Here is a 26,737-nt window from a genome sequence, read left to right as displayed (position 1 = left end):
CGTCCTTCTCCAACAGCGCGGGCGGGGCGGTGCCCGTCCCACGATGAGGAGGAACCCCGATGGACAACCCTTTTGCTGCTCTGTCTTCAGTCGTCCTAGTCGACCGCGCCTTGGGTGAGGTACTGCAGGAGATCTCGGAGATCGCGCGCGCCGCCTGCCCGGTGCGGACGCGTCCTCGATCACACTGGTGCGCGGTGACCGCGCCTGGACCGCGGCGTGCTCGGGAGCCATAGCCCAGGACGCAGACGACCTGCAGTACGAGACCGGGCACGGCCCGTGCCTGGATGCGGGTCGGACCGGGATGCTCCTCGTGGCCAACAACCTCTTGGACGACGACCGGTGGCCGCAGTACGCGCCGCGGGTCGTGTCGGAGGTGGGAGTCCACAGCTCGATGTCCGTACCCCTGCCGTTCCAAGGTTCCACCGTCGGCGGCCTCAACAACTATTCGGCTCGCCCCGGCGCTTTCGACGATCGGTCGATCCAGGTGGCACAAGAGATCTGCGCGCACGTCGCCATTGCCGTGATGAACGCAGACGCCCACTCCGAGGCCACCAACGAGGTGCAAAACCTGCGCCAGGCGCTGGAGTCGCGCAAAGTGATCGACATGGCGCTCGGCATCCTCATGTCGGCCCACCATTGCAGTCCGGACGCGGCATTCACGATCTTGTCCCGAGCATCGCAGAACCGGAACCAGAAGCTGCGGGACCTGGCCTCCGCGATCGTGCGCTCGACCATGGACGCGGGAAACAAGGGAAGTCTGCCAACTGGTTGATTGGCGCCAGCCAGTGGAGCAGGATCGCGGTAGATCGGAGTACAGGGCAGTCCGCGCCACAACGGGGCAGTGACGACGACTGCACGTTGAGCGATGGTTGAGGGTGCCGACTGCAGGCGTGAGTCGGACACCGTCGCCGACGCCGCACGAAGGACGGCGGAACTCTGTGTCGGCTCATCACTCGTGGGCACCGAGAAACCAAGTCCCCCCATCCCGCCGGAGCAAACCATGCCCGGGCACGGCGTACACAGTCCTCGCCGACCGTGCGAGGGCTTGGCAGGAACACACCACTGGCAACTCCTTTGGGATCCTTGCGGAGTTGCGGTGGGACATGGTTGGCCGCGGACTCGGCCTCCTTCGCAGCCAGTGGCGGGCGGTAACGCCGTGCGATGGCGACCCGACTAAGCGCTGCCCCGCCCCGACCGGTCTGCCGTCGTCCACTACCGCGGCTGCCAGCCCGCCGACTGCAGCGCTCAGTCCCGTCGGTACTCGCCTCGCCGCGACTCGTGGCCGCCCACCTTGCCGTCTTGGATGCCCCCCCCTTCGTCCGCCTCAACGTCGTCAACGCGCCGACCGCTGTCGTCGGTCTCGACGTCCGGATCGGTCTCGTCGGCCCGGCGCAGGTGCTGGTCACGCTCGGCGCGGACCTCCTCAGCGCTCTCCCCGCGTCGCTCGGCCTCCGCCTCCAGCCGCTTCGCCTCCGCCGCCTTTCGGTCGGCCTCAGCGCGAGCAGCACGGGCCTGCGCCTCGATCTCCTCGGCGCGGGCCTCACGCTCACGCAGCTGACGATCATGTCCGCGCGCCTCCTCGCGGAGACTGCCCGCCTCGGCCCGTCGCGACTCGACCCGACGGGCCGACGCACGGCGAGCGACCACCGCCACGAGGAGGGCGAGGACGACAACCGCGACGATGATCCAGATGATGGTGCTCGTGTCCATCTCGAACCTCCTGGTCCCGGTGGCCGGGTGCCGACCACCCCTTGACCGTAATCCCGTGCCCGGGCCCTGGCACGCCGAGCCGCCGCTGCCACATCCGCGCAAGCCAGCCGTCGCGGGGGCTTCGGATTGGACTGGGCAACGTTGAGACCCCCGGTGGTCGGCGCAGTCGATGCGGGGGCCGATTGCGAAGGACTGGCACACCTGGGCCAGCACCGCTGGGACATGGACCACCATCAACGGCCGCCGCGTCTTCCGTATCCACCTCGTCCGCGACGCCCACCACCTCAAGGCCGAGCTCGCGCGTCAACGATTAATGCGACCCTGAGCAGCGCCTGAGAGAGCAGTGCCTCCGAGCCATTGAAGGCTGTCATGCTGGTCGGGCCGGGCACCCCTGCGCCGCGGCCGCGCCCCCGCTCATCCTCTGATGAGCGGGGGCGTTGACGTCTACGGCCGGCCAGAACCGATGGGTTGGGCAGCCCTGATTCCGTGACCTCACGTATCGGCATCGACCTTGCCGTGGTACCAGACCAAGGTCACCATTTGATCCGACGAGCGCAGACATACTGTGCCCATGAGCGACGAGAAGCAGGACGAGCTGGTGTCACAGCAGCGCTTCAAGGAACTCAGCGCCAAGGTGAACGCCAACCGTGCAGACATCGAGGCCTTGCGAACCCGGGTCGACGTGGACCAGGAGCTGATCGCCGCGATCGACGCTCAGGCAGCGTTGGGTCTGGAGCGTGCTTCTCAGCTGCAGGTCGCCCTGCGTACGTCGAGAAGAATTGGTGCCGCGATGGGCATCATCATGGCCGAACGCAAGTTGGGCGAGACAGACGCCTTCGCGGTCCTGTGCAAAGCCAGCCAAGACACGAACCGTAAGCTTCGTGACATCGCCGACGACGTCGTCCAGTCGGGCGATGCGGGCGCCCTCCCGCACCTGTAGGACGTCGGCGCACATTCCGGTGCTTCCAAACAGGGCCGCCGACGTTTGGGTCACCTCGACTGAGGGTAAATCTTCAACAGCCGCGGTTCGGCCCCAGATGTGGGGACATGAGGACTGGACCACGTCAGGAGTGGGCGACCCTGCCGTTATGGACCCGACGGACGGAGGGTCCTCCAATTAGTACTACTCGCCCGGGACAGGGTTTGCGATTGGCGCCAGCCACCGGATCGCACCGCTTCGGCAAGGACCCGGTCGCCATCGCAGCTGAACTGGTCCCCACCTAGCGAGGACACCGCAGCATCGTGCTGATCGCCCGTATCGGCTCCGTCCAACTCGCCAACACGTCTGGCAAAGCTCCCCGGTACTCACCTGGGCTAAGTCCGGCCCTGGTTCCTGCCATCATGCGCCTTGCACCATCTAGGCGTTGGCCTCCCGACGACGCGGCACGTGGGCGTGACCTCATCAGCGCTCGGGGAGCTGCTCGTGCTGTGGTCCTTTGGCTGGGTGCTGGGGCCGGGTGCAATACCGGCCCCAGCACCTCAGTAGCTCCTAGTTGTTGCGGTCGTTGACGCCGTCGGTGTCGATCTGTTCCTTGCGCACCTCACCGGTGACGGTCTGCTGCTCGGTGACCTGCTCCTTGGACAGCCTGACTCGTTCCACGGGTACCGCCTCGGTCTCGACGACGGGGCGCTCCTCGTGGAGGGTCACCTCGTGCTCCTCCTCAGAGATGTCGGGGCCAGAGGTAGCGTCGCCGCGGTTGTCTTCGGTGATCGGCTCACGCTCGATGCGGACCTCCTCCCGGGTGACAGGCACGGTGACGCTCTGCTGCTCGGTCACGACGTACTTGCGCAGGCGCGCCCTACCGGCCTCCTGCGTTTCGGTCCCGACCTTCAGCTGCTCCTCGGACCGGGTCATGGCGTCATCCGTGTCGGGTCCGGAGGTGTCGTGCCCATCGGATCCGTCGCCATAGGCGAGGTCGCGTGTGTCGCCGTGACGGTCTGCGTCGGTCGTCTGTCCCGACGCAAGGCCGGAGTCGGACCGACGCTCTGAGTACTTGAGGCCGTAGTGCTCGTAGAGGGCTCGCTCTTCGTCCTGTGACAGGTGGTCGTCGGCGGTGTCGACGTTCGGGGCGTCCTTCACGGCGTCCTTGGCGAACGGGACGGTCAGGCCCCGATCCCCGAGCTCTGCCCCGGCCAGCGGGATGAAGCTCTCGTTGGTCCCGAACAGACCCGTGTTGACGGTGATCCACTCGGGGCGGCCGGTCTCGTCGTCCAGGAAGACCTGGCCGGCGCGACCGATCTTGTCGCCGTCGGAGTCGTAGACGTCGGCCCCCGTGACCTGCTGGATGTCGTTCTCTGCGATCATGATCGAGCTCCACTTCATTGTGATGGGTTGGGGTCAGAGGGCGGGGGTCAGTTGTGAAGGCGGACCCCCGCCCCGGTCTCCCACCGTTCAGCCTGAGCGGCGGGAGGGCTCGATGCCGGTATCAGTTGCGCGGCGAACCCGCACCGGTGCCGTCGGCGCGGGTCGAGCCACCGGCGGAGGTCTGGTCATAGACGGTCGTGTCGTGGCCGATGTAGGCGTCACCGGTGCCACCTTGGGGGGACATGGTGGGGTCCTGCTCGTCGAGGCGTTCCTTTGCGGCTCGTGCCTGCTGGCCCACCGACGGGGCCTGACGGACCTGGTTGCGAATCGTGTCGGCCTCTGCGGCCGCCGTGTTGAGGTAACCCTCCCAACGTGACTGCATGGGCTTGATGAGCCCGCCGCCCACGCCGACGATGAGGATTCCGCTGATGGTGCCCAGAACGGCGATCAGGACAGGCAGGGTGACCGTGGTGGCGATGCCCACCTGGTTGAGTGCAGCAATGACACCCAGACCGATGATGAAGAACGCGGCGATGTTGGCCAAGGTCTTGCCGTAGGACAGGCCGCCCAACGTGTTGGAGATCAGTTCGCGCACCGCGGTGGCGATCGCCGCAGTGACCACGATGATCACGATCGCCACGATGACCTTGGGCAGGAAGGCGATGACGCCCGTCAGCAGGTCACTGATGGGGTTGGGTCCGAAGACCCCGAACGCCATCTGCAGCACGAAGAGAAGCAGTGCGTAGAACACGAGCTTGCCGACGATGTCAGAAGCGTCGTACTTGCTCTTGGACAGCGCCTTCTTGACGCCGCCACGCTCTACGGCGCGGTCGAAGCCGACGCGCTCGAGGAGCTTGTCGACAGCCTTGCCGATGAGCTTGGCGATGAAGTAGCCGATGATCAGGATGGCAAGGAAGGCCACCAGCTTGGGCACGAAAAGCGCGACGCTCCGTAGCGCATCGTTGAGTGCTTGGGTCATTGAAGTCTCCCTTATGAGGTAAACGGACAATAAGAGACTTATGGACTAAGGCTGAAAGTGCAAACCGAATGGCCGCCTGACTGCAGTACTGCCCGTCGAGTCGGTCTGGTAAACATCAGGGATCGTCAACAGGGAGGTCCGATGGCACGCGAGGCAGTGACGAAGCGCGACACGCCCGGAACGGAGGACCGCCATCCACTCTCGCGCCGACTGATCTTGAGTACTGCGATCGAGCTCATGGACGCAGAGGGAGCACAGGGACTGACGATGCGACGGCTGGGGGAAGCCCTCGGCGTGGAGGCCATGTCCCTCTACCACCATGTCAACGGCCGCGAAGATCTGCTGGAAGGCGTGGTCGACCAGCTCGTGGACCAGATCCGAGTAGCCCCCGAGTCCACCCAGCCCCCCCACAGCGGTTGGCAATCCGTCATGCAGCTGCTGGCTCACGAGGTACGCCAGCTCGCGCTGGCCCACCCCAAGATCTTCCCGCTCATCGCGACTAGGCACCCCGCCGCCCCATGGTTGCGACCACCCCTGCGTAGCCTGCGAGTCGTCGAAGAGTTCCTGCGCGCTCTGACCGCACGCGGCCTCACCGACGTCCAAGCAGCCCGCGCCTACCGATCGTTCACCAGCTTCTTGCTCGGACATCTCCTCTTGGAAGCAGCCACGTCGGGTGCCGAGACGTCACCCGTCGAGGAACCCTTGGACGAGGGGGGCGCGGACATCTCGAACGGGGCCGCTCAACTGCCCATCGAACGTTTCCCGACCGTCCTACGCATGCAGACACTTCTCTCCGAGGACCGCACCAAGATCGAGTTCGAGGAAGCGCTCGAAGGCCTCCTCAACCGGTTGGATCTCGAACTCAGCCAGTAGTCCAAGCCTGACGCCGTTGCCAGTCGCGAAGCGCCCATTCGTCCGCCCACAGCAAGATTCCGCATCCCGCCTGCGCGTCTCCCCGCATCAACAACCAACATTGGTAGATATCGCAGGGCGCCAGCTAACGACGCCCACACCTACGCGAGCGGCTCCGACCCCTGCGGGGTTCCGATTGGACGGCAAAGAGGGGCGCCCATAGGGGGCCGTGTGCAGCAACTCCCGCGCGGCCGCCGTCTCGAGTGAGTCGGGCTGGCCCGGCCTCCTCGAGAGTCGAAGCGGGAGGAACGCTGTGCCCTCAATCTGCCCTCACCAGCATCGGAATCAACCGGGATCGTCCACAGTGGACGCGAGGCCAATCAGCACTGTTTCCGCAGGTCAGAGGCCATGCACGCCGAAAAACCGCAATGCTTCGTAGCGCGCGTCAACGTTCCGCTTCAACGTCTGACGAGGACGTCCGGCAGCGGCGGGTCAGCGCGACGCCCTCGCACCGATGTCGGCGAGCAGGTCGAGGACGCTTCGCACGGCCACTCGCTGGGCGACGTCCCGGCGCGAGAGGGCGACGATCCGTCGGGCGGCGCGAACCCCGACCAGCGGCTTGCTGACCACGCCGGCCCGGGGGCGCGTGGTGAACCGGGGCAGCAGGGCGATCCCGAGGCCGTGGGCCACCATCGCCTCGACCACCCGGTTGTCCCGCAGGCGCTGGATCCGTTCGATCCGGCGCCCGGTGGCGTTCTCCATCGCCACGAGGACCGTGTCGAATGGATAGCCCTCCGGCACGCCGACCCAGCGTTCGCCGACCACGAGCTCAGGGGTCAGGTGTCGTCGCCGCGCGAGGTGGTGGTCGACGGGCAGGGCGACGTCGAGGGGCTCCTCGGCCAGGGTGCGGTGGTGCAGGTGGGCCGAGCCCTCGGGAGCGTCGCCGGTGATGGTGTGGCCGATGACGATGTCGTGGTCCGCCGCGAGTCTCGCGAAGTCCGACTCCGCCACGTCGAAGTCATCGAGCGTGACGAGCAGCCCGCTGCCCTCGAGGCGGGCGAGGAGCTCGGGTACCAGGACCTCGGCGGCACTGGGCAGGGCCCCGATCGTGACGGTGCCGACCGGGGCGTCCCGCAGGGTGTCGAGCTGCGCGCGCACCCGGGCGAGGGCAGTGGCGACGTCGACGGCACCCTCGGAGAGCAGGAGCCCGGCCCGGGTCAGCCGCACGCCGCGCCCGTGGGGCTCCACGAGCGGCATACCGGCCTCGCGCTCGGCCGCGCGCAGCTGCTGGGACACCGCGGACGGGGTCCGGTGGGTCGCGGTGGCGACGGCGGTGAGGGTGCCACGGTCGGCGAGCTCGCGCAGCAGGTCCAGGTGACGAACGTCCATGTAGTGCACCTTAAGTGTCTCTGCAGAAGTCTGTGATTGTGCTACGACGTCGCGTCACGCATGCTCGGGTCATGACCCAGGGACTGCCACCGCTGCACCGTGTCCTGGCCTGCGTGGTCGCGGCCATCTGGGGCGTGAACTTCCTGGCGATCCACCTGTCGCTCGCGCAGTTCCCGCCGTTGTTCCTCGTGGCCCTGCGCTTCGCGCTGCTGGCGGTCCCGACCCTGCTCTTCGTGCCTCGCCCGCAGGTGCCCACGCGCTGGCTGGTGGGGTACGGCCTGGGGTTCGGGGTCCTCCAGTTCACCTTCCTGTACACCGGGATGGCTGCGGGGATGCCGTCCGGTCTGGCGTCGCTGGTGCTGCAGGCCTCCGGCCCGTTCACCCTCGTCCTGGGCGCCCTGCTGCTGGGGGAGGGGGTGGGGCGACGGCAGTGGCTCGGGGTGGCCCTGGCCGCGGTCGGCATGCTCGTCGTGGGGGTGTCGCGAGCGGGCGTCGCCCAGCTCGTTCCCTACGTCCTGGTGCTGCTCGGTGCGCTCGGGTGGGCGCTGGGCAACCTGTCCAGCCGGCTCGCGGCGCCACCCAACCCGTTGCACCTGACGCTGTGGATGTCCGTGGTGGTGCCCGTGCCGATGCTCGCGCTGTCCCTGGCCCTCGAGGGTCCGGAGGCGATCGGGCGGTCGCTGTCCACCTCGTTCACCGCCGAGGCAGCCCCCGCCTGGGCCGGGCTGGCCTACACCGTGCTCGTCGGGACGGTCGTCGGCTCGGGGATCTGGACCTGGTTGCTCGCCCGGCACCCTGCGGGCGTCGTCGGGCCGTTCTCGATGCTCGTCCCGGTGGTCGGGATGGCCACCGCGGGGCTGGTCCTGCACGAGCGACCCACGCTCGTCGAGGTGGCCGGAGGGGTGGTCGTGGTCGCGGGGGTCCTGCTCGGGGCGTCCGGCGCGCGAGGGGCGGGGGCGGCTGTCAGGCGGAGGGGGCGGCGGTCTCGCGAGCGAGGCGGCCCGCGTCCATCGACAGGGCGACGCGTGCCGCGGTCTGGGTGGGCACTCCGCGGTCGCTGAGCTGTTGCACCACCTGCACCCGGCAGATGTCCAGGTCGGTGTAGCGGCGGTGGCCGCCGCTGGTGCGCTGCGACGGTCCGATGCCGTACCGGCGGTCCCAGCTGCGCAGGGTCGCCGTCGGGATGCCGCACTGCTCGGAGACCGCGCCCACCGACCACTCGACCTCAGGTGGTGCCGTGTCGTCGGTGCGGACCACGAGCAGTGGCGGGCGGACGAGGAGCGGTGTCGAGCCGGCGATTCGGAGCCCGGGTGCCTGCCCCGGGATGGAGGCGGTGACGTCGTTGGGCATGGTTCGACTGTAGAACTTGTTCAGGCGGGTTGCATGTTGAATAGGTTTTGCATAAGTTGTGAACCACTTCACCGCCACATGAGAAGAGTTCAGACATGGCCAGCATCAAGCGACTGCCCCAACCGCTGTTGAGCTCCTACGAATGGCAGGTCGAGGGCGCGTGCCGCGACACCGACCCCAACGAGTTCTTCGCCGAGGAGGCCGAGCGCGGCAACCGACGCCTCAGCCGCGACGAGCGGGCCAAGGCCCTGTGCCGCGAGTGCCCCGTGGTCAAGCAGTGCTTCGAGCACGCCATGTCCGTGCGTGAGGCGTATGGCGTGTGGGGCGGCACGACGCCGGAGGAGCGCGAGCTCATCCGCCTCGGCCAGAGCGCGCGCCAGGCCGTCTGACCCTTCGAGGGAAGGCGTCCGGGCTGCGCGCCAGCGCTGTCCGGCCGGCAGGGCCGCAGCCGCTCACGGGCGGTGAACCGTGCTGCGCGACGGTGCCGACCGTGCGCGTGCGACCGCGGAGGCGGCGAGGGGCTTGCCGGGGGCGTGGCCACGAGGCGGTAGAACCACGGCTTCGCCGCCTCGACGAGCGGGGCGCTGGGCGGGCTCCTGAAGGGAAACCCCCCGCGTGCCGTTCGGTCGCGGCCCGGCGACCTCGTGGAGGGTGCTACCCGTCACGGCAGGCCATGGGGCCCCGCCTCGACGCCCACCACGCGTACCGGCAGGGGCCAAGGTCCCGGTCCCCGCGCCATACCCGGGGGTTTGGGGTGGGGGTGCGGGGGTAAGGACACAGGGTCGGGCCGCGTGGCCCGACCCCTTCACGTCTGGAGCCCCCATGTCGACCGACGCCATCACCATCCTGCGAGCCGACCACAAAGAGGTCCGAGCGCTCTTCCGCGAGTTCGAGAAGTCGACGACGACGCCTGCCCGCCAAGGGGCGATCGTCAAGAAGTGCATCGAGCTGCTGACGATGCACACCTACATCGAGAACGAGGTGATGTACCCCGAGGTGCGTCGCCTGCTGCCCGACCTTGAGGACGACGTCCTCGAGTCCTACGAGGAGCACCACGTCGCGGACGTGCTGGTCATGGAGCTCATGCCGATGAAGCCGTCGGACGAGCGGTTCCACGCCAAGACCACCGTCCTCATCGAGAACGTGCGGCACCACATGGACGAGGAGGAGAACGACTGGTTCCCGAAGGTCCGGGAAGGGCTGGGGCGCAAGCAGCTCAGCGAGCTCGGCGAGCGGCTCCTCGAGGCCAGGAAGACCGCTCCCCGGTCCCCGGCGCAGCCCAGTGCGCTGAAGAAGGTCGTCGACGCGGTGGTCTCCTGACGGTGACCGAGGCACTCCACCCGAACCACGGCGGCGAGCCCGGCCTCGACGAGCTCACCCGTGAGCTGGCCCTCGACCCCGACCGCCGCAGCCCGCACGAGGTGGCCGGCGCGCTCGAGACGATGGTGCTGCACCCGGACTACCCCTGCCTGGGCGCTCGTTCGGTCTTCAACCGCGACCGGGCGACCGTCGTCGCCCTCGGCGAGATGGCGACCGAGGGCGCGACGGCCCTGTTGTACGGCGCCCTGTGCGCCTTCGGCCGGGACACCGACCAGGGGGCGGGGTTCGCGTCCCTCGTGGCGGTCTTCCCGGACACGGTGGTGGACAGCGAGACCGCCTTCGAGTCGCTGCTGTGGCGTCAGCTCGAGCAGCTGCACGAGGCCGACCAGCAGCCGTGGAGCCCGCACGTGTCCGACGACCCGGCCAACCCCCACTTCGCGTTCAGCGTCGCGGGGACCGCGTACTTCGTCGTCGGTCTGCACCCCGCCGCCTCGCGCATCGCCCGGCGGACCCCGCTGCCCACGCTGGTGTTCAACCTGCACCAGCAGTTCGAGGACCTTCGCGCGTCCGAGCGGTTCGAGCGCATGCGTGACACCATCCGGCGTCGGGACACCGCCCTGCAGGGCCACGTCAACCCCATGGTCGCCGACCACGGGGCCGGCTCGGAGGCCCGGCAGTACTCGGGCCGAGAGGTCCCCACCGACTGGGCCGCCCCAGTGAGCTTCGACGAGGAGAGCCCGTGACCACGCACGACACCGACGGCCAGGACACCGGGACTCGGGACGGGGGAACCGGCCTCGAGCGACTCGCGCCCCAGACGGGCACGGGCTTCCTGCTGCGCGCCGGGGAGCAGCTCACGGTGGTCGACCCGACCGGCGGCCAGGTCAGCGACCTCTTCTGCTTCAACGCCGAGGACCACGACGAGTGGTTGTCGAGCGGCCGGACGATCGACTTCGCCAACACGATCTTCCTGACCACCGGGCACACCCTCTACAGCAACCGGAGCACTCCCATGCTCACGGTCGTCGAGGACACCTGCGGCCGGCACGACTTCCTGCTCACGCCGTGCAGCCAGCAGACCTTCGACCTGCTCTACCCCGAGTTCGAGGGCGCCTACCACCCCAGCTGCCTGGAGAACCTCGTGACCGGCCTGTCGCCGTTCGGGATCACCTCCGACATGGTGTCCACGACGCTCAACATCTTCATGAACGTCTGGCCCGAGCCCTCGGGAGAGCTGCACATCGACCCTCCCACGTCGTCCGCGGGGGACCGCTTCACGGTCCGGGCCGAGATGGACCTGCACGTGGGCCTGACGGCCTGCTCGGCGGAGAAGTCCAACGGCGGGACGTGCAAGCCGATCGACTACTCGGTCCGGGCGTCCTAGGGCTCGTCGAGCTCGGCGGCTTCGCGCCCGAGCTTCACGCCGAGGGCGATCGTGCCGATCAGGGCGAACGTGCCGCCCGCCACGACGATCACGAGGCCGACGAACGTCCAGAACACCCCCCAGCCCCCGCCGACGCTGACGAGCGCCCACACCACCACGGCCACACCCACGGCCCATACCAGACCGCCGATCACTGCGCGTTCCCAGAGCAGCTGCACCTTGTCCGTCATGAGGTCATGTGTAGCGCCTGGGCGTGGCCGGGGGGAGCGGACCGGCCGGACCATCCGATCCTCGTCTCTTCGGTCAGGCTTGTCGGGTTCGCAGGGACGAGGGTCGGTGAGGACGTAGCGTGAACCGTCCCCCATCGAAAGTGTCTGTCCCTCCTCATGATTCGCCGTCCCGAGCTCCGCTGGCCAGCGGCCGCAGGCTGGGTCCTGCTCGTCGTCGCGGTCTCGGGCTGCGTGCCGGCGAACGCGGACTCCCCGGCCTTCTCGACGCTCACGGGCCCCACGAGCTCCACGGGCTCCACGCCGCCAGGCGAGGAGGCGCAGCCGGCGTCGGCCCCGGCGCCGACCACCACCACGACGCCGACGACGAACCCGGCGCGCTCGGCGACGACCGACACCTCCCGTCCCGCCGCCTCGACCACCCCTGCCCCGGACGCGGCGACCGCGACGGTACGACCGGGCACCGCCGTGACGACGTTGGCCACCCTGCCGGTCAAGGGTCGGGCGCCCAGGACGGGCTACGACCGCGACCGGTTCGGCCAGGCCTGGGCCGACGTCGATCGCAACGGCTGCGACACCCGCAACGACATCCTCCGGCGCGACCTCACGCGCTTCACCCTCAAGGCGGGCACGAACGGTTGCCTGGTCCTGGCCGGCACCCTCGCGGATCCCTACACCGGCACGGCGATCGACTTCGTCCGTGGGCGGGGTACCTCCAACGCCGTCCAGATCGACCACGTCGTCGCACTCTCGGACGCGTGGCAGAAGGGCGCCCAGCAGTGGTCGACCGCCAAGCGAACGGCGTTCGCCAACGACCCGCTCAACCTCCTTGCCGTGGACGGCCCCACGAACGCCGGCAAGGGTGACGGAGACGCCGCCACCTGGCTGCCTCCGCGCAAGGCCGGTCGCTGCTCCTACGTCGCGCGACAGGTGGCGGTCAAGCACCGGTACGGCCTGTGGGTCACGGCGGCCGAGCGCGACGCGGTCATCCGGGTGCTCCGGGCGTGCCCCGGCCAGGCGCTGCCGACGGCCAGGGCGATCCCGCTCGGTGGCGGACCCACCGGGGCCACCCCCACCCCGACACCGACCCCGGCCCGCAGCCGGAGCACCCCCAAGCCGTCGACCCCCAAGCCCTCCCACACCGACCCGCGGTTCGGGACGTGCCGGGAGGCGAACGCCGCCGGCTACGGCCCCTACCGGCAGGGCGTGGACCCGGAGTACGACTGGTACCAGGACCGTGACCACGACGGGCTGGCCTGCGAACGCTGAAGCGCAGGCGGGCCCCGCGCGGTGGTCCGCCCCTCACAGGAACGGCACAGTGGCGGCACACCCGCGCGCCAGCGCCTGCCACCACGGTGGTGCCATGAACATCGCCGCAGCCACCCTCCGTCGCCCCCACCTGACCGCGCGCGGGCTCACGTCCGCCGCGGTCCTCGCCGCAGCCCTGTCCGTGCCGGTCACCGGCACCGGCTCCTCGATCGAGGCGGTGCACGCGCCGCCGCAGGTCCGGGTCGCCGCGGTCTCGACCCTCCTGTCGCTGCCGGCCATGGGCAAGCTCGACGTCTGACGACGTGGGGGTCAGCTCTTCAGGGTCCCCCGGACCAGGCTGTCGCCGGAGTGCTCGGGTCGCTCGTCGAACCCCTCCCGCGAGATGTCGACGATGACGTATCCCTCGTCGATCAGCTGCTGGGTGACGGGGAAGGACGACCGGCCGTCGGACCGGAGCACCCCGAGGGACACCATCCGCTTTCCGTCGCGGTTGAGCAGCCACACCTCGAGGTAGCCGGAGCCGGCGTCGAGTCGCTCGGTCCGGACCGAGAGGAGCTCCTGGTCGTCCTCGCGCAACAGCGTGGCCATCCCCTGCCACTGCCGGGTGTCGAGGGTGTCGAGCCGGGTGCTCGCGACCTCCACGGGTGCCGGGGGTGCGGGTTCGTTCCACACCGCGTACCCCGCGAGCAACCCGATGGCGATCCCGGCAGCAGCGGCGCCCGCCGCCCGCCCGACCGGGCCCCAGCGGCGTCTCGCCCGGGCTGCGACCGGTTGCGTGGGAGGGGACTGCGCGATGGCGGGTGACGGAGCGACGGCGTGAGCCTGGTCGAGGACCTCGGAGTCCCGCTCCTCGTCGTCGATCTGGGCCTCGATGCGGTCGAACAGGCCGGCGGGGGGAGCAGCGAGGTCGAGGCGTCGGGGCGACACGGACACCGCGTCGGCCACGCGGCGGAGGTCGGCCACCGTGGCGCTGCAGGAGGGGCACGTGGCCACGTGGGCGAGGTCGTCGGACGCCCCTGCGGCGTCACCCAGGGCCAGCCCGGCCAGGGTCTCCTCATCGGGGTGAGTCATCGTCCACCTCCTCCAGTCGTGATCGCAGCTGCACCAGTCCTCGGCGGACGTGGCTCTTCACGGTGCCCAGCGGCAAGCCGAGCCGCTCGGCGATCTCCTCCTGCGGCCGGTCCTCGATGAAGGCCAGCCGCAGCACCGACGCCCGTGGCTCGCCCAGGCGGTCGACCTCGTGGGCGACGAGCAGACGCTGGGCGATGTCGGGCTCGGGTGGCGGGGAGCCGGCCTCGGGCGTGACGGAGGCGACGGCGGCCAGGTTGCGAGCCCTGCGGTAGCGCTGGGTGCGGACGTCGGCGACCTTGTGGCGGGTGATGCCCACGAGCCAGGCCGGTATGGCGCCCTCGCTCGGCCGCAGGGTGTGGCGGCTTCCCCACGCCGACACGAAGACCTGCTGGGTGACGTCCTCCGCGTCGTGCGCGTCGTCCAGGGCCCGCAAGGCCACCGTGTAGACGAGTGCCGACCAGCGTTCGTAGACCTCGGCGAGAGCCTCGCGCGAACCCGAGGCGAACCGGGCGGCGAGGTCGTCCTGCTCCGCGACCAGCTCGTCCAGGGCCAACACGCCTTCCACTGTAGTCATGGGGATCTCAGCCCACCGGTGTCGCCACGACGACGATGTTGTCCTCGTAGTGCCCGGTGGTTCGGTCGAACGCGCCACCGCAGGTGACCAGGTGCAGGCGAGCCGGTCCGTCCCGGTCGAACAGGTCGTCGGTGTCCAGCTTTCCCTTGTCGAGACGCAGCACCCGGGTGACGCGGTAGCGCAGCTCGTCCCTTCCGGCGGTCAGCGTCACGGTGTCGCCGCGCTGCAGGGTCCCCAGGCGGGCCAGGGGACCGATGCCGTGGCGCGCGTCGTCGACGTGCGCCGCGATCACGGTCGCCCCGGACGAGCTCCCCGGTGCGGCCCCGAACCGGTACCACCCCGCCACGCGCGGGTCCGCGGGAATGACCATGTCGCCGCGCTGGTCCACCCCGACGGGAGCCACCCGCATGGTCGCGTCGAGCCGGGGGACGACGATGCGGGTGGGTGGTGGAGGTGTGGAGCGGACCGTCGCGCCCACTCCGGCGGCGGGTATGGCGTCGCGCCCCGTCTCCGAGCGTGTCGGCGTGGGCGACGACGTGGGCAACGGGCGGTATAGCGGCGCGGCCGTCGTGCCCGTCGAGGCCGTGCGCGCGAGCGCCCGAGGGTCGTCCTCACCGGCGTCGCGCGTCAGCCAGGCCGTGAGGGCCCCCGCGAGGAGGGCGGCGACCACCGCGGCCGCCACCCTCCTGTGGGAGGCCCTCACGAACACCGTCGGCCCGCCTCAGCCGCGGGCGACGGCGGGGCGACGACGCAGCAGCACCACGCCACCGGCGACGACCGCTGCCGCGGCCACCAGGGCGGCGCGAGAGAGGTCCGCCGACGCGGCCGCCTGCCCACCGTTGCCGGCAGGGACGCCACCGGGCGAGGAGTGCAGTCCGGAGATGGTCTGGACGGCCAGGGCGAGGGTGTCGTCCGTGGCGCTGCCGTAGGCGTACACGATCGTGTTGCTCCCCTCGGCCAGCGTCACGTCGGCGGGTCCGATCGCGACCGTGTCGGTGCCTGCGAGCACCACGTCCGCGCTGATCGTGCCGGCAGGGAGATCGGCCTTGGCCTCCTTGGGGTTCGTCAGACCCTTGAACGCCACCGCACCGTTGGCCCGAACGTCCACCGCCGGGGCGGCAGCCGTGTGCCGGACCGTCAGGCGGGCCTTCCCCGCCGCCACCCTGGAGACGTCGTTGACGAAGGGGGTGAGGACGGGCTTGCCGTCGGCCGTGAGGTGCGCGACCACGGACACGTTGGCCCCGGCCGGTACGGCGACACCCTTGGCCTCGACGACGGCCTTGCCGTCGGCACCGGCGTTGGCCGCGGTGACCTTGAGGTCGTACGTGCCGGCCGGGAGCTTCACCGGGTCGGTGACGGTCCCGGGCTTGAAGTCGGTGAGCAACGCGTCACCGTTGGCGTAGACATCGACCGTGGCGCCGGGGATGCCGTGGACGACGGTGACGGTGGCTTCGCCGGCGGCCTGCGCCGGCAGGGCCGACCCGGTGGCTGCCACCGCGAGGAGCGCGGCGGCGAGGAAGCGGGTGATCTTCATGGGGGGTTCCTCAGCTCTCGAAGGGTTCGGTGGAATGGTCTGGTCAGAGGTCGACAGGTCGGAGGACGAAGACGATGCCGTGGGCGATCTGCCGGTTGCCCTTGTTGATGTCCAGGGCGCGGGGGTTGAGGATCGGGTTGACGTCGTTCTTGTCGTTGTCGCGCAGCACCACGAGCTTGAAGCGGGCGGAGAGGACGTCGACGGTGAAGGACGCGCCCGGGAGGGCGGTCGGGAGCGAGGCCCCGTCGGACCGCAGCGCCGTCCGGGAGTCGATCGTCACGCCCGGGACGACGTGGTAGAGCAGCACCTTCTCGATCGCGTCGATGCCCACGGTGCTCGCCAGCGTGCTGAACGTCTTCTGCTCCGTCCTCGGCCACGACCTGGTGAGGTCGGCGACGAGGACCTGGAACGCGCGGTCGTTGGGCAGGAACGCAGTCAGGGGGACGGTGCCGTCGGCGAGGACCCCGACCGGGCTGTCCGGCTTGGCAGCGAGCACGGCGAGGACCGCCTCGGTGAGGATGTCGTAGTCGTACCAGTTGCGGTCGAAGGTGTTGCCGTCCGCCGTGAGCACGGCGGCCAGGCTCCTCGTCCCGGTGGACGCGGTCGTGGTCGGTGCCGCGCTCGCCGCTGGCGCGACGAGCGCGGTGGCGAGGGCGGCAGTGGCGAGGACGGAGCTGACTCTGCGGCGCAGGTACATCGGTGGACCTCCAGGGCTCGGGGCGGTCCGTCGTGGGCCGCCTGCCCCTACTTCCGCCGTACCCCCGTCCCGGGATGCACTCGGGCGCGAGAAGTTGGTCGACGACCCGCTCCCGGGCCCGTGCCACCGTGGGACCCGACCCGTACCTCGGTACGGGCGTGGCGTCCGTCGCGTCCTTACAGCTGGGTGCCCACCAGGGCGCCGATGCCGTAGGTGACCGCCATAGCGAGGACGCCTCCCGCGACGTTGCGCAGGACGGCGCGCTGTCGCGGTGCACCCCCGAGGCCGGCGCTCACCGCGCCGGTGACGGCGAGGGCGACGACGACGGCCAGCGCCGTGACGACGACCCGGGCACCCCGCGGCGGCAGGAGGATCGCGACCAGGGGGAGCAGCGCCCCGCCCGTGAAGGCAGACATCGAGGCCCACGCCGCGTGCCAGGGGTTGGTCAGCTCGTTCGGGTCGATGCCGAGCTCGGCCTCGGCGTGGGCGCCCAGGGCGTCGTGCTTCGTCAGCTGCACCGCTACCTCGTGGGCGAGCTCGGACGACAGACCCTTGCCCTCGTAGATCTCCGCGAGCTCGCGCAGCTCCTCCTCGGGCATCTCGCGCAGCTCTCGGGTCTCCTTGTCCAGCAACGCCTTCTCGGTGTCCCGCTGGGTGCTCACCGAGACGTACTCGCCCGCGGCCATGCTCATCGCACCCGCAGCCAGGCCTGCGACACCGGCCGTCACGATGGCGCCGCGGTCGGTCGTCGCGGCGGCCACGCCGATCACGATGCCGGCCGTCGAGACGATGCCGTCGTTGGCGCCGAGGACGGCCGCCCGCAGCCAGTTGAGCTTCGCGCCGATGCCTTGGTCGTGCTCCTCGCCCTCGTGGGGGACGACGTCGGTCTCCACCTCAGCCACGCGGCTGCGCCCCGATCCGGTCCGCGGCCTGGTTGATCTGGTGGGCGAGCTCGACATCGAGCTGGGTCAGGCCCCCCTGGTCGTGGGTCGAGAGCACGAACCGCACCGAGCGCCAACGGATGTCGATGTCGGGGTGGTGGTTCATCGACTCGGCGTCGAGGGCTACCTCGTCGACGAGGCGGATCGCGGCGGGGAAGTCGGGAGCCTCGAACGTCGCCACGATCTGGGTGCCGTCGACCGCCCACCCGGGCAGGTCGTTCAGCTGGCGGTCGATCTCCTCGTGCGTGAGCAACCTGGACATGCGCCCACTCTGGCAAGGAACGCCCCCTCTGTCACCGAAGCCCAGCCTCACCTCACCCACCCGACGCAGGCCGACGGGCGACCACCCCCCCGGGGACGGGTGTGCCGCGTGCGCGAGGTGCACACGCGGCATACCCGCGGTCTTCGGTCGGCCGGTCAGGCCCGGTGGCTCCTCAGAGGGCCTCCTGGACCGAGGCCGGCCCGAGGAAGTCGTCCCCACCGGAGGTGTGGTCCGTCTGCGACGTCAGGGAGGCCTTGACGGTGTGCATCGCGACCTCGCCGGACTCGATCTGCTCGGCCCAGTGGCAGGCGACCCGGTGCGAGTCGGGGACACCGGCGATCTGCAGGGTGCGCAGCTGGGGGCGCTCGGTGTCGCACTTCGTGTCCTGCCGCCACGGGCAGCGCGTGTGGAACCGGCAGCCGGTGGGCGGGTTGGCGGGGGAGGGCAGGTCGCCCTGCAGCAGGATCCGCTCGCGTCGGTCCTCGATCAGCGGGTCGGGGACCGGCACGGCGGACATGAGCGCCCGCGTGTACGGGTGCAGCGGCTTCGTGTAGAGGTCCTCCGCATCGGCCTCCTCCGCGATCGCCCCGAGGTACATGACCCCGATGCGGTCGCTGATGTGGCGCACGACGGCGAGGTCGTGGGCCACGACGAGGTAGGTCAGCCCGAACTCGTCCTGGAGCTCCTCGAGGAGGTTGATGACCTGCGCCTGCACCGACACGTCGAGCGCCGAGACGGGCTCGTCGGCGACGATGAGCTTGGGGTTCACCGACAGGGCCCGGGCGATGCCGATGCGCTGGCGCTGGCCGCCGGAGAACTCGTGGGGGTACTTCTTCAGCGCCGCCACCGGCAGGCCGACGGCCTTGAGCAGGTCCCGCAGCCGTGTGGCCGCCTGCTTCTCGTCCTTGGTCAGCCCGTGCGCCTTCATGCCCTCGAGCAGCAGGGACTCGACGGTCTGGCGCGGGTCGAGGCTGCCCATCGGGTCCTGGAACACCATCTGGATGTCCTGGCGCTTGTGCCGCAGCTCCTCGCCCTTGAGCGCGGCGATGTCGATCCCGTCGAACTCGACCGAGCCCGAGGTGGGCGGTTCGAGGTTGAGGATGGCCCGCCCCAGGGTCGACTTCCCGCAGCCGGACTCGCCGACCAGGCCGTAGGTCTCTCCCTTGCGGATCTGCAGGTCGACGCCGTCCACGGCGTAGACGTGGCCGATCGTCTTGTCGAAGATGACCCCCCGCTTGATGGGGAAGTGGACCTTGACGTCCTTGACGTCGACGAGGATCTCGTCGCTGACGGTCACCGGGACACCTCCACGGGGTTGTGGCAGCGGAGCGCCCGCGGGCCGTCCTCCACGAACTCAGGGGTCTTCTCGACGCAGACGTCGATGGGCTGCGAGCACCGGGGCGCGAACGCACACGCGTTCGCCCACGGCAGGTTGTCCGACACCGAGCCGGGGATCGGGGTCAGCTTGGTGCCCCGCTCCCCGTCGAGCCGGGGTATGGAGCTGAGCAGGCCGTGCGTGTACGGGTGCCGCGGCTGCGCGAAGAGCGGGTGGCGGTCACCGCGCTCGACGATGCGACCGGCGTAGAGGACGTTGATCCGGTCCACCAGCCCGGCGACGACGCCGAGGTCGTGGGTGATCATGACCAGGGCCGTGCCGCTGTCCTCGACCAGCTCCTTGAGCAGGGCGAGGATCTGGGCCTGGATCGTCACGTCGAGGGCCGTGGTCGGCTCGTCGGCGATGAGGACCTTGGGGGCGCACGCCAGCGCCATCGCGATGAGGGCGCGCTGGCGCATCCCGCCGGAGAGCTGGTGCGGGTAGTCCTTGAGGCGGCGGTTCGGGTCGGGGATGCCGACCTTGTCGAGCATCTCGCGGGCCAGCGGCGTGGCCGCCTTGCGGGACAGGCCCTTGTGGCGCTCCAGCACCTCGGTGACCTGGACGCCGATCGGCACGACGGGGTTCAGCGACGACAACGGGTCCTGGAAGATCATGCCGAGGTCGCGTCCACGGCGGTCGCGCATCTGCTCTTTGGACTGGGTCAGCAGGTTGGTGCCGCCGTAGAGGACCTCGCCCTCGACGCGGACCCCGCGCTGGGGGAGCAGCCCCATGATCGCCAGGGACGTGACGGACTTGCCGCAGCCGGACTCGCCGACGAGGCCGACGGTCTGGCCGGGGCGGACGTCGAAGCTCACGCCGTCGACGGCCACGAACGGCTTCTCGCCCTGCCGCGTGAAGGTGACCGTGAGGTCGCGCACCGACAGCAGCGGTTCCTCGCTGTGTCCTCGGGTGCGGGTGTTCTCGATGGTTTCGGTCATGCCTCCCTCATCTCCTGCTCTTGGGGTCGAGGGCCTCGCGCAATGACTCACCCATGAGGGTGAAGCCGAGCGCCACGACGATGATGCACAGCGCCGGCCAGATGGCCAGGGCCGGGTTGTCGAAGATGTTGTTCTGGGCCTTGCCCAGCATCTGGCCCCACTCGGGCTGCCGGTCGTCGGGGTTGCCGAGACCGAGGAAGGACAGCGCCGCGGCGTCGATGATCGCTCCGGCGATGACGAGCGTCGCCTGGACGATGACCGGGCCGAGCGAGTTGGGCAGCATGTGCCGGAACACGATGGCCGACCGCTTCACGCCGAGCGCCCTCGCTGCGAGGACGTGGTCGCTGGAACGCTGCGCCAGCATCGAGCCGCGCAGCAGTCGGGCGAAGATCGGGACCTGGACCGTCGCGATGGCGATGATGACCGTCCACTGGCTCGGTCGCGAGGCCAGCGCCGCGATGGACACCGCGAGCAGCAGCGACGGGATCGAGAGCATCACGTCCACGATGCGCATGACGAGGGAGTCAACCCACCCGCTGAAGGCACCGGCGAGGACACCGAGCGACATGCCGCCCGCCAGGCCGAAGAGCGTGGCGAAGACACCCACGATCAGCGTCTGGCGGCTCCCGACGATGAGGCGGGAGAGGACGTCACGTCCTGAGGTGTCGGCGCCGAGGGGGAAGCCGGCTTCCGGACCCGGGACGGGGTTGCTCTGCGGACGGACCTTGTCGAGCAGCAGCCCCTTGGTGGGGTCGTGCGGCGCGATGAGGGGGGCGAAGATCGCCAGCAGGACGAACAGGAGGGTGATGCCGGCGCCGAGGAGGAAGACCGGGTTGCGCCGCAGCCGGCGCCACGCGCTCGCGATGAGCGAGACGCCGGTGCTCTCCTCGATGTGACCGGCGTCGTCGACGGTGAGCGTCGCGGTGCCGCCGGAGCCGGCTGCGAGCTCGTCGATGCGCTGCTTCTTGTTCCTGGGGTCCAGGTTGTCAGGGTTGAGGGGATTGGACACCGGGGTCACCTCGTCCGGACTCGGGGGTCGATCACGGCATACGCGATGTCGACGAGAAGGTTGATGACGACGAACGTGATCGCCGCCATGAGGATGCACACCTGCAGGACGGCGTAGTCGCGACGGGTGAACGCCACCGCCACGGCCTCGCCGATCCCGCCCCAGGAGAACACCCGCTCGGTCAGCACCGCGCCGACGAGCAGGCCACCGGTCTGCAGGCCGATCGTCGTGACCACGGGCAGGAGGGCGTTGCGCAGGATGTGCCGGCCGCGGATGACCTTGTTGGTCAGGCCCTTCGACTCCGCGGTGCGCACGTAGTCCTCGTCCATGACGTCCAGGACGGACGCGCGGGTGATGCGGAAGATCACCGCGAAGGGGATGGTCGCCAGCGCGAGGCTCGGCAGGATCAGGTGCTTCAGCGCGTCCCAGGCGGCGTCGTACTCACGCGTGAGGAGCCCGTCGAGGACGAAGAACCCGGTGACACGGGTCGCGTCGAGGCTCGGGTCCTGGCGACCGGACACCGGCAGCCAGTGCAGGTTGATCGCGAACCAGTACTTCAGCAGGAAGGCGAGGAAGAAGACCGGGACGGCGACACCGATGAGGGAGCCGACCACCGACAGGTTGTCGAACCACGACGTGCGGCGCCGAGCGGCCATGTACCCGAGGGGAATGCCGGCGGCGATCGCGAAGAGCAGGGCGAAGAAGCTCAGCTCCAGGGTCGCGGGGAACCGCTGCACGAACACCTGCATGGCGTCGACACCCGGCTGCACGCCGGTGCTCGACCCGAACTGGCCCTGGACGGCCCGCTTGAGGAACTGCCAGTACTGGACGTAGAGGGGCTGGTCGAGGCCGAGGGCCTTCTCCAGGGCGGCCCGTCGGGCCGGTGTCGCCTTCTCGCCGAGGATGGCGGACACGGTGCCGCCCGGCAGCGAACGCAGCCAGAGGAAGACCAGCAGGGACAGGACGACGACCACCCCCACCATCTGCAGCAGTCTTCGCAGGATGAATCTCAGCACAGGGGCTCAATCTCCTTCACGGTCGACCATCGGCGTCGACGGACGGGTTCGCACGGGGGGAAGTGCATGTTCGACGAACGTTCATACACGACTGTGGCCGTCCCAGCGATTCTGCTGGGACGGCCACAGTCTTAGGAAGTGCTGTCCGAGGTCTACCTCAGATCACTTGCTCACCGTCACCGAGGAGAACGTCTCGGCGGTCAGCGGGCTGGCGACCAGGCCCTTGAGCTTCTTGCTCACGACCAGGGCCGGCGGGGAGTGGCTGATCGCCAGACCCGGCAGGTCGTCTTCCATGATCGTCTTGTTGAGCTTCTCGTAGGCAGCGGTGCGCTGGCCCTCGTCCACGATGGCGTCGGCCGCCTCGAGGTCCTTGGACAGCTGGGCGCCGTACGACGTCGCACTGGTGTGGAAGTCGTTGGTCTTCAGGCTGCCGAAGAAGGTGCCGATGAAGTTGTCGGGCGAGTTGTAGTCACCGGTCCAGCCGAGCAGCCACGCGTCGTAGCCACCGTTGTCGACGGTGTCGAGGTAGCCACCGTTCCACGGCTTGGTGACCACGTTGACCTTGATGCCGACGGCCTCGAGGTCGGTGCGCAGGGCCTCGTAGATCTTCTGGGGGTCCGGCATGTACGGACGCGACACCTCGGACGGGTAGGCGAACGTCAGGCTCATGCCCTCGGCGCCGGCCTCCTTGAGGAGCGACATGGCCTTGGCCTTGTCGTACGCGTACGGCTGCAGGTCCTTGTTGTAGCCCTTGATCGTCTCGGGGACGAACTGCGTGGCGACGGTCGCGCCCTCGGGCAGCTGGGTCTTGACCAGCTGCTCACGGTTGAGGGCGTAGTAGAGGGCCTGGCGGACCTTGAGGTCCTTCAGCTTCGGGTTCTTGGCCGGGTTGAGGCCCATGTAGAGGATGTTGAACGCGGGGCGGACGAGCACGTCGTTGCCGGCGTCCTTCAGGCCCTTCCAGTCAGCCGGGTTGGGGAGGTCGTAGCCGTCGATGCTGCCGGCCTCGAGCTCCTGGCGACGGGTGCTCTCGTCGGGGATGATCTTGAAGACGAGCTTGGCCGTCTTCGCCTTCTCGCCCCAGTAGGCGTCGTTGCGCACGAGCGTGACCGTCTTGTTGGCCTCGTCGTACTTGTCGAGCTTGTACGGGCCGGTGCCGACCGGGTTCTTCGAGTACGCGGGGTAGCCGAAGCCCTCACCCTGCTTGGTGACGTTGTTCGCGTCGCCGTCCTTGAGCGCCTTCGGCGACTGCATGGAGAACGAGTCGAGCGACAGGGCCGTCGGGAACTTCGACGTCGGGCGCAGGATCTTGATGACCGCGGTCATGTCGTCCTTGGCCGTGCAGCCCTGGTAGAGGGCGTTGGCCGCGTCGGTCTTGAACGAACCCATGACGTCGGCCCAGTAGCCGGCGGGGCCGCCCTGGGCGACCTCGTTCTGGTCGAACATGCGCTCGAAGTTGTAGCAGACGGCTGCGGCGTTGAAGGCCTCGCCGTCCCAGAACTTGACGCCCTCGCGGAGCTTGAACGTCCACTCCTTGCCGTCGGCCGAGGCCTCCCAGCTGGTGGCGAGCTCGGGCTCGATGTCGGCGGTGCCCGGCTTGATGCCGACCAGGCCCTCCATCATCTGGCGGGTGACGCGGAACGTCTCGCCGTCGGTGGCGTAGAAGGGGTCGAAGAGCTCGGGGGCGCCTGCCGCGCCGAACGTGATGGTGTCCTTGGTGTCACCACCGCTGGAGGAACCGCTGCCAGACCCGCGGTCTGACTGGGCGCAGGCCGTCAGGGTGAGGGCCAGCGTCGTCGCCAAGACGACCGGAGTCGTCCTTCGCGTGAGCTTCATGAATACCTCGCTTGTGTGCGAACTTTGGTCGACCCGGTCGGGCGCCAGGGGTGGAGCAGGGGTGGTGCAGGTGGTGCGGTCCGAAGGGGCATGCGTGCGCAAACCTTCTACGGTTGGTGCGAGACCCTAGCGAGAACTGCGGTGCCCGCACCGCTCCGCCGCGGAAATTAACAAAAGTGAGACACATGCCGGAAAGAGCACGGTTCCCGTTGGTGCGCGCCGTCGTCGGCGCCGCGATCGTCGACGACCTCGACCACCCGACGCGCCTGTTGAGCGCCCGTCGGACCGAGCCCCCGGCGCTGGCCGGCGGGTGGGAGTTCCCCGGTGGCAAGGTCGACCCGGGCGAGACCGACGAGCAGGCCCTGCACCGCGAGCTGCGCGAGGAGCTGGGGGTGACGGTGCGCCTCGGAGCCGTGCTCCGCGGGCCCCGGGACGGCCGGTGGCCGCTGGGGGAGGCGTACGCGATGACGGTGTGGTGGGCCGTGGTCGAGTCGGGCGAACCTGCCCCGTTGGAGGACCACGACGCCCTCCGGTGGCTCACCGCCGACGACCTCCACGACGTGCCGTGGCTGCCCGCCGACCTCCCGATCGTCGACGTGATCGCCACCCGGCTGCGCTGAGTCGCGCCAACCGCAGCCAAACAACCGACAGCGCCGCCTCCCGGGCGCTGAGGGACCCGTCCGGTGGTGAGCCGGCACCACCGGGAGGTATGGCGGCGGGCGGGCCCGCCGCACACCCCGCTTGTGGGGGTGGTCACCACGTACGGGCGGGGTGGTCCTGACGTGCTCGAAAGCCTGAGACAATGGCGCTCATGCCCATGAAGACCCGCGGTGACATCCGCAATGTCGCCATCGTTGCCCACGTCGACCACGGAAAGACCACCCTGGTCGACAAGATGCTCTGGGAGGCCGGCGCGTTCGGCGAGCACCAGCACGTCGACGAGCGCGCGATGGACTCCGGTGACCTCGAGCGCGAGAAGGGCATCACCATCCTCGCGAAGAACACCGCGATCCACTACGCCGGCAAGGCCGCCGCAGAGGCCGGCCTCGCCGATGGCGCCACGATCAACATCATCGACACCCCCGGCCACGCCGACTTCGGTGGCGAGGTCGAGCGCGGCCTGTCGATGGTCGACGGTGTCGTCCTGCTCGTCGACGCGTCCGAGGGCCCGCTGCCCCAGACCCGCTTCGTGCTACGCAAGGCGCTCGCCGCCAAGATGCCCGTCGTCCTGTGCATCAACAAGGTCGACCGCCCCGACTCGCGCATCGCCGAGGTCGTCGACGACGTCTACGAGCTGTTCATGGACCTCGACGCCGACGAGCACCAGATCGAGTTCCCGATCGTCTACGCCTCCGCCAAGAACGGCCGCGCGTCGATGACCCGTCCCGAGAACGGTGGCCTGCCGGACGCCGACGACCTCGAGGCACTCTTCGAGACGATCCTGTCGACGATCCCCGCGCCGACGTACGACGACGAGGCGCCCCTGCAGGCGCACGTCACCAACCTCGACGCCTCCAACTTCCTCGGTCGCCTCGCCCTCCTGCGCGTGCACAACGGCACGATCAGGAAGGGCCAGCACGTCGCCTGGTGCAAGGTCGACGGCACCGTCGAGCGCGTGAAGATCACCGAGCTCCTCATGACCGAGGCCCTCGAGCGCAAGCCCGCCGAGTCGGCCGGCCCCGGCGACATCATCGCCATCGCCGGCATCCCCGAGATCATGATCGGCGAGACCCTCGCCGACGCGGAGAACCCCATCCCGCTTCCGGTCATCACCGTCGACGAGCCGGCCATCTCCATGACCATCGGCACCAACACCAGCCCGATGGTGGGCCGTGTCCGTGGCTCGAAGGTCACCGCCCGCATGGTCAAGGACCGCCTCGACAAGGAGCTCATCGGCAACGTGTCGCTGCGCGTCCTGACGACCGAGCGTCCCGACGCGTGGGAGGTCCAGGGCCGTGGAGAGCTCGCGCTCGCCATCCTCGTCGAGCAGATGAAGCGTGAGGGCTACGAGCTCACGGTCGGCAAGCCCCAGGTGGTCACCCGCGAGATCGACGGCAAGACCCACGAGCCGGTCGAGCGCCTCACGATCGACACCCCCGAGGAGTTCCTCGGCCCGATCACGCAGATCATGGCTGCCCGCAAGGGCCGCATGGAGCAGATGACCAACCACGGCACCGGCTGGATCCGCATGGAGTTCCTCGTGCCGTCGCGCGGGCTCATCGGCTTTCGCACCGAGTTCCTCACCGAGACCCGCGGCACGGGCATCGCCCACCACGTGTTCGAGGACTACGAGCCGTGGTTCGGCCCGATCGTCACCCGCACCAGCGGTTCGCTCGTCTCCGACCGCACCGGTGTCGTCACGGCCTACGCCATGGTCAACCTCCAGGAGCGCGGGACGCTGTTCGTCGACCCGACGACCGAGGTCTACGAGGGCATGATCATCGGCGAGAACTCCCGCGCCGACGACATGGACGTCAACATCACCAAGGAGAAGAAGCTCACCAACGTGCGCGCCTCCTCCTCGGACAACTTCGAGAAGATCGTGCCCCCGCGCAAGCTGAGCCTCGAGCAGTCGCTCGAGTTCTGCCGCGAGGACGAGTGCGTCGAGGTGACCCCGGAGGCCGTGCGCATCCGCAAGGTCGAGCTCGACCAGACCCTGCGCGCCCGCGCCGCGTCCCGGGCGCGCAACGCCTGATCGC

The 26,737-nt window shown here is 69.6% G+C and carries 31 protein-coding genes and 1 pseudogene; 14 read left to right on the top strand and 18 right to left on the bottom strand.

Features of this window, described 5'->3' with window-relative positions; genetic code table 11:
* Window positions 1-151: 151 nt before the first annotated feature.
* Together ASC58_RS21790 and ASC58_RS21785 are read left to right on the top strand one after the other, a co-directional pair.
* A pseudogene (locus ASC58_RS21790) lies at window positions 152-511 on the top strand (GAF domain-containing protein); the annotation flags it as partial.
* A 12-nt stretch (window positions 512-523) separates the two neighbouring features.
* Window positions 524-772 (top strand): ANTAR domain-containing response regulator, encoded by a 249-nt coding sequence (locus ASC58_RS21785; RefSeq protein ID WP_255353233.1) that lies wholly within the window; start codon window positions 524-526, stop codon window positions 770-772.
* 473 nt (window positions 773-1,245) lie between these two features.
* On the opposite strand, the gene ASC58_RS03710 is transcribed toward ASC58_RS21785, so the two are convergent.
* Entirely contained in the window at window positions 1,246-1,710 is a 465-nt protein-coding gene (locus ASC58_RS03710; protein ID WP_056918365.1) for a hypothetical protein, read from the bottom strand.
* A 169-nt stretch (window positions 1,711-1,879) separates the two neighbouring features.
* On the opposite strand from ASC58_RS03710, the gene ASC58_RS20870 reads away from it, so the two are divergent.
* A complete protein-coding gene (locus ASC58_RS20870) occupies window positions 1,880-2,035 on the top strand; it encodes a hypothetical protein (RefSeq protein ID WP_157598338.1) in 156 nt (51 codons plus the stop codon).
* A 246-nt stretch (window positions 2,036-2,281) separates the two neighbouring features.
* A complete protein-coding gene (locus ASC58_RS03705; RefSeq protein ID WP_157598337.1) occupies window positions 2,282-2,650 on the top strand; it encodes an ANTAR domain-containing protein in 369 nt (122 codons plus the stop codon).
* A gap of 549 nt (window positions 2,651-3,199) precedes the next feature.
* Here ASC58_RS03705 and ASC58_RS03700 read toward each other — a convergent pair.
* Together ASC58_RS03700 and ASC58_RS03695 are read right to left on the bottom strand one after the other, a co-directional pair.
* On the bottom strand, window positions 3,200-4,015 hold the full coding sequence (locus ASC58_RS03700) for a PRC and DUF2382 domain-containing protein (protein WP_056918474.1): 816 nt from the start codon (window positions 4,013-4,015) through the stop codon (window positions 3,200-3,202).
* Window positions 4,016-4,136: 121 nt separating this feature from the next.
* Entirely contained in the window at window positions 4,137-4,994 is an 858-nt protein-coding gene (locus ASC58_RS03695; protein WP_082552883.1) for a hypothetical protein, read from the bottom strand.
* 141 nt (window positions 4,995-5,135) lie between these two features.
* Between ASC58_RS03695 and ASC58_RS03690 the strand changes: the two genes are divergently transcribed.
* A complete protein-coding gene (locus ASC58_RS03690; protein ID WP_056918363.1) occupies window positions 5,136-5,867 on the top strand; it encodes a TetR/AcrR family transcriptional regulator in 732 nt (243 codons plus the stop codon).
* 471 nt (window positions 5,868-6,338) lie between these two features.
* Here the strand turns inward: ASC58_RS03690 and ASC58_RS03685 are convergent, their stop codons facing one another.
* The gene (locus tag ASC58_RS03685; RefSeq protein WP_056918362.1) at window positions 6,339-7,235 is read right to left on the bottom strand and encodes a LysR family transcriptional regulator; all 897 of its coding nucleotides are present in this window, start codon (window positions 7,233-7,235) and stop codon (window positions 6,339-6,341) included.
* A 71-nt stretch (window positions 7,236-7,306) separates the two neighbouring features.
* Between ASC58_RS03685 and ASC58_RS03680 the strand changes: the two genes are divergently transcribed.
* Window positions 7,307-8,296, top strand: coding sequence for an EamA family transporter (locus ASC58_RS03680; RefSeq protein ID WP_200947713.1), 990 nt, complete (start codon window positions 7,307-7,309; stop codon window positions 8,294-8,296).
* On the opposite strand, the gene ASC58_RS03675 is transcribed toward ASC58_RS03680, so the two are convergent.
* Complete coding sequence (locus tag ASC58_RS03675) at window positions 8,199-8,585, bottom strand: MerR family transcriptional regulator (protein ID WP_056918361.1); 387 nt, start codon at window positions 8,583-8,585, stop codon at window positions 8,199-8,201. The genes ASC58_RS03680 and ASC58_RS03675 overlap by 98 nt on opposite strands.
* Window positions 8,586-8,680: 95 nt before the next feature.
* Here ASC58_RS03675 and ASC58_RS03670 point away from each other — a divergent pair, with 95 nt between their 5' ends.
* The 4 genes from ASC58_RS03670 (at window position 8,681) to ASC58_RS03655 (ending at window position 11,289) form a co-directional block, all read left to right on the top strand.
* Window positions 8,681-8,974 carry a WhiB family transcriptional regulator gene (locus ASC58_RS03670; RefSeq protein ID WP_056915416.1) on the top strand — a complete coding sequence of 98 codons (294 nt, stop codon included), beginning with the start codon at window positions 8,681-8,683 and terminating at the stop codon, window positions 8,972-8,974.
* Between the two features lie 433 nt (window positions 8,975-9,407).
* Window positions 9,408-9,905, top strand: a complete 498-nt coding sequence (locus ASC58_RS03665; protein WP_056915415.1) for a hemerythrin domain-containing protein — start codon at window positions 9,408-9,410, stop codon at window positions 9,903-9,905.
* 2 nt (window positions 9,906-9,907) lie between these two features.
* Entirely contained in the window at window positions 9,908-10,648 is a 741-nt protein-coding gene (gene gntA / locus ASC58_RS03660; RefSeq protein WP_056918360.1) for a guanitoxin biosynthesis heme-dependent pre-guanitoxin N-hydroxylase GntA, read from the top strand.
* A complete protein-coding gene (locus ASC58_RS03655) occupies window positions 10,645-11,289 on the top strand; it encodes a DUF1989 domain-containing protein (RefSeq protein WP_082552882.1) in 645 nt (214 codons plus the stop codon). Before gntA ends, ASC58_RS03655 begins: the two co-directional genes overlap by 4 nt.
* On the opposite strand, the gene ASC58_RS03650 is transcribed toward ASC58_RS03655, so the two are convergent.
* Window positions 11,286-11,519, bottom strand: coding sequence for a hypothetical protein (locus ASC58_RS03650; RefSeq protein WP_056915412.1), 234 nt, complete (start codon window positions 11,517-11,519; stop codon window positions 11,286-11,288). The two genes, ASC58_RS03655 and ASC58_RS03650, sit on opposite strands and share 4 nt — an antisense overlap.
* 156 nt (window positions 11,520-11,675) lie before the next feature.
* Between ASC58_RS03650 and ASC58_RS03645 the strand changes: the two genes are divergently transcribed.
* Both ASC58_RS03645 and ASC58_RS03640 read left to right on the top strand, forming a co-directional pair.
* Window positions 11,676-12,785 carry a DUF1524 domain-containing protein gene (locus ASC58_RS03645; protein WP_082552881.1) on the top strand — a complete coding sequence of 370 codons (1,110 nt, stop codon included), beginning with the start codon at window positions 11,676-11,678 and terminating at the stop codon, window positions 12,783-12,785.
* Between the two features lie 94 nt (window positions 12,786-12,879).
* Entirely contained in the window at window positions 12,880-13,083 is a 204-nt protein-coding gene (locus tag ASC58_RS03640; protein ID WP_056915410.1) for a hypothetical protein, read from the top strand.
* A gap of 11 nt (window positions 13,084-13,094) precedes the next feature.
* Here ASC58_RS03640 and ASC58_RS03635 read toward each other — a convergent pair whose 3' ends face one another.
* From ASC58_RS03635 to ASC58_RS03580, 12 genes are all read right to left on the bottom strand, one after another.
* Window positions 13,095-13,856 (bottom strand): anti-sigma factor domain-containing protein, encoded by a 762-nt coding sequence (locus ASC58_RS03635; RefSeq protein ID WP_056918359.1) that lies wholly within the window; start codon window positions 13,854-13,856, stop codon window positions 13,095-13,097.
* A complete protein-coding gene (locus tag ASC58_RS03630; protein ID WP_235529073.1) occupies window positions 13,840-14,412 on the bottom strand; it encodes an RNA polymerase sigma factor in 573 nt (190 codons plus the stop codon). The genes ASC58_RS03635 and ASC58_RS03630 overlap by 17 nt, the downstream gene beginning before the upstream one ends.
* 25 nt (window positions 14,413-14,437) lie before the next feature.
* Window positions 14,438-15,133 carry a class F sortase gene (locus ASC58_RS21500; protein ID WP_235529072.1) on the bottom strand — a complete coding sequence of 232 codons (696 nt, stop codon included), beginning with the start codon at window positions 15,131-15,133 and terminating at the stop codon, window positions 14,438-14,440.
* 18 nt (window positions 15,134-15,151) lie between these two features.
* The gene (locus ASC58_RS03620) at window positions 15,152-15,964 is read right to left on the bottom strand and encodes a DUF4397 domain-containing protein (protein ID WP_056918358.1); all 813 of its coding nucleotides are present in this window, start codon (window positions 15,962-15,964) and stop codon (window positions 15,152-15,154) included.
* Window positions 15,965-16,007: 43 nt separating this feature from the next.
* Window positions 16,008-16,661, bottom strand: a complete 654-nt coding sequence (locus ASC58_RS03615) for a fasciclin domain-containing protein (RefSeq protein WP_056918357.1) — start codon at window positions 16,659-16,661, stop codon at window positions 16,008-16,010.
* A gap of 176 nt (window positions 16,662-16,837) precedes the next feature.
* Window positions 16,838-17,563, bottom strand: coding sequence for a VIT family protein (locus tag ASC58_RS03610; protein ID WP_369796189.1), 726 nt, complete (start codon window positions 17,561-17,563; stop codon window positions 16,838-16,840).
* Complete coding sequence (locus ASC58_RS03605; RefSeq protein ID WP_056915404.1) at window positions 17,556-17,864, bottom strand: 4a-hydroxytetrahydrobiopterin dehydratase; 309 nt, start codon at window positions 17,862-17,864, stop codon at window positions 17,556-17,558. Before ASC58_RS03605 ends, ASC58_RS03610 begins: the two co-directional genes overlap by 8 nt.
* A 172-nt stretch (window positions 17,865-18,036) precedes the next feature.
* Window positions 18,037-19,161, bottom strand: a complete 1,125-nt coding sequence (locus ASC58_RS03600; protein WP_056915403.1) for an ABC transporter ATP-binding protein — start codon at window positions 19,159-19,161, stop codon at window positions 18,037-18,039.
* The gene (locus ASC58_RS03595; RefSeq protein ID WP_056918355.1) at window positions 19,158-20,177 is read right to left on the bottom strand and encodes an ABC transporter ATP-binding protein; all 1,020 of its coding nucleotides are present in this window, start codon (window positions 20,175-20,177) and stop codon (window positions 19,158-19,160) included. Before ASC58_RS03595 ends, ASC58_RS03600 begins: the two co-directional genes overlap by 4 nt.
* 7 nt (window positions 20,178-20,184) lie before the next feature.
* Window positions 20,185-21,195 (bottom strand): ABC transporter permease, encoded by a 1,011-nt coding sequence (locus tag ASC58_RS03590; protein ID WP_056918354.1) that lies wholly within the window; start codon window positions 21,193-21,195, stop codon window positions 20,185-20,187.
* Complete coding sequence (locus ASC58_RS03585; RefSeq protein WP_056915400.1) at window positions 21,192-22,202, bottom strand: ABC transporter permease; 1,011 nt, start codon at window positions 22,200-22,202, stop codon at window positions 21,192-21,194. The genes ASC58_RS03590 and ASC58_RS03585 overlap by 4 nt, the downstream gene beginning before the upstream one ends.
* Before the next feature lie 162 nt (window positions 22,203-22,364).
* Complete coding sequence (locus tag ASC58_RS03580) at window positions 22,365-24,038, bottom strand: ABC transporter substrate-binding protein (RefSeq protein ID WP_056915399.1); 1,674 nt, start codon at window positions 24,036-24,038, stop codon at window positions 22,365-22,367.
* A gap of 185 nt (window positions 24,039-24,223) precedes the next feature.
* On the opposite strand from ASC58_RS03580, the gene ASC58_RS03575 reads away from it, so the two are divergent.
* The gene (locus ASC58_RS03575; RefSeq protein ID WP_056915398.1) at window positions 24,224-24,658 is read left to right on the top strand and encodes a (deoxy)nucleoside triphosphate pyrophosphohydrolase; all 435 of its coding nucleotides are present in this window, start codon (window positions 24,224-24,226) and stop codon (window positions 24,656-24,658) included.
* Between the two features lie 191 nt (window positions 24,659-24,849).
* Entirely contained in the window at window positions 24,850-26,733 is a 1,884-nt protein-coding gene (gene typA / locus ASC58_RS03570) for a translational GTPase TypA (protein WP_056918470.1), read from the top strand.
* The last annotated feature ends 4 nt before the right edge of the window (window positions 26,734-26,737 follow it).

The sequence above is a fragment of the Phycicoccus sp. Root101 genome (assembly GCF_001426245.1).
Taxonomy (GTDB): domain Bacteria; phylum Actinomycetota; class Actinomycetes; order Actinomycetales; family Dermatophilaceae; genus Pedococcus.
The sequence above is the reverse complement of the archived record's forward strand: the minus strand, read 5'-3'. Positions and strand labels throughout refer to the sequence as shown.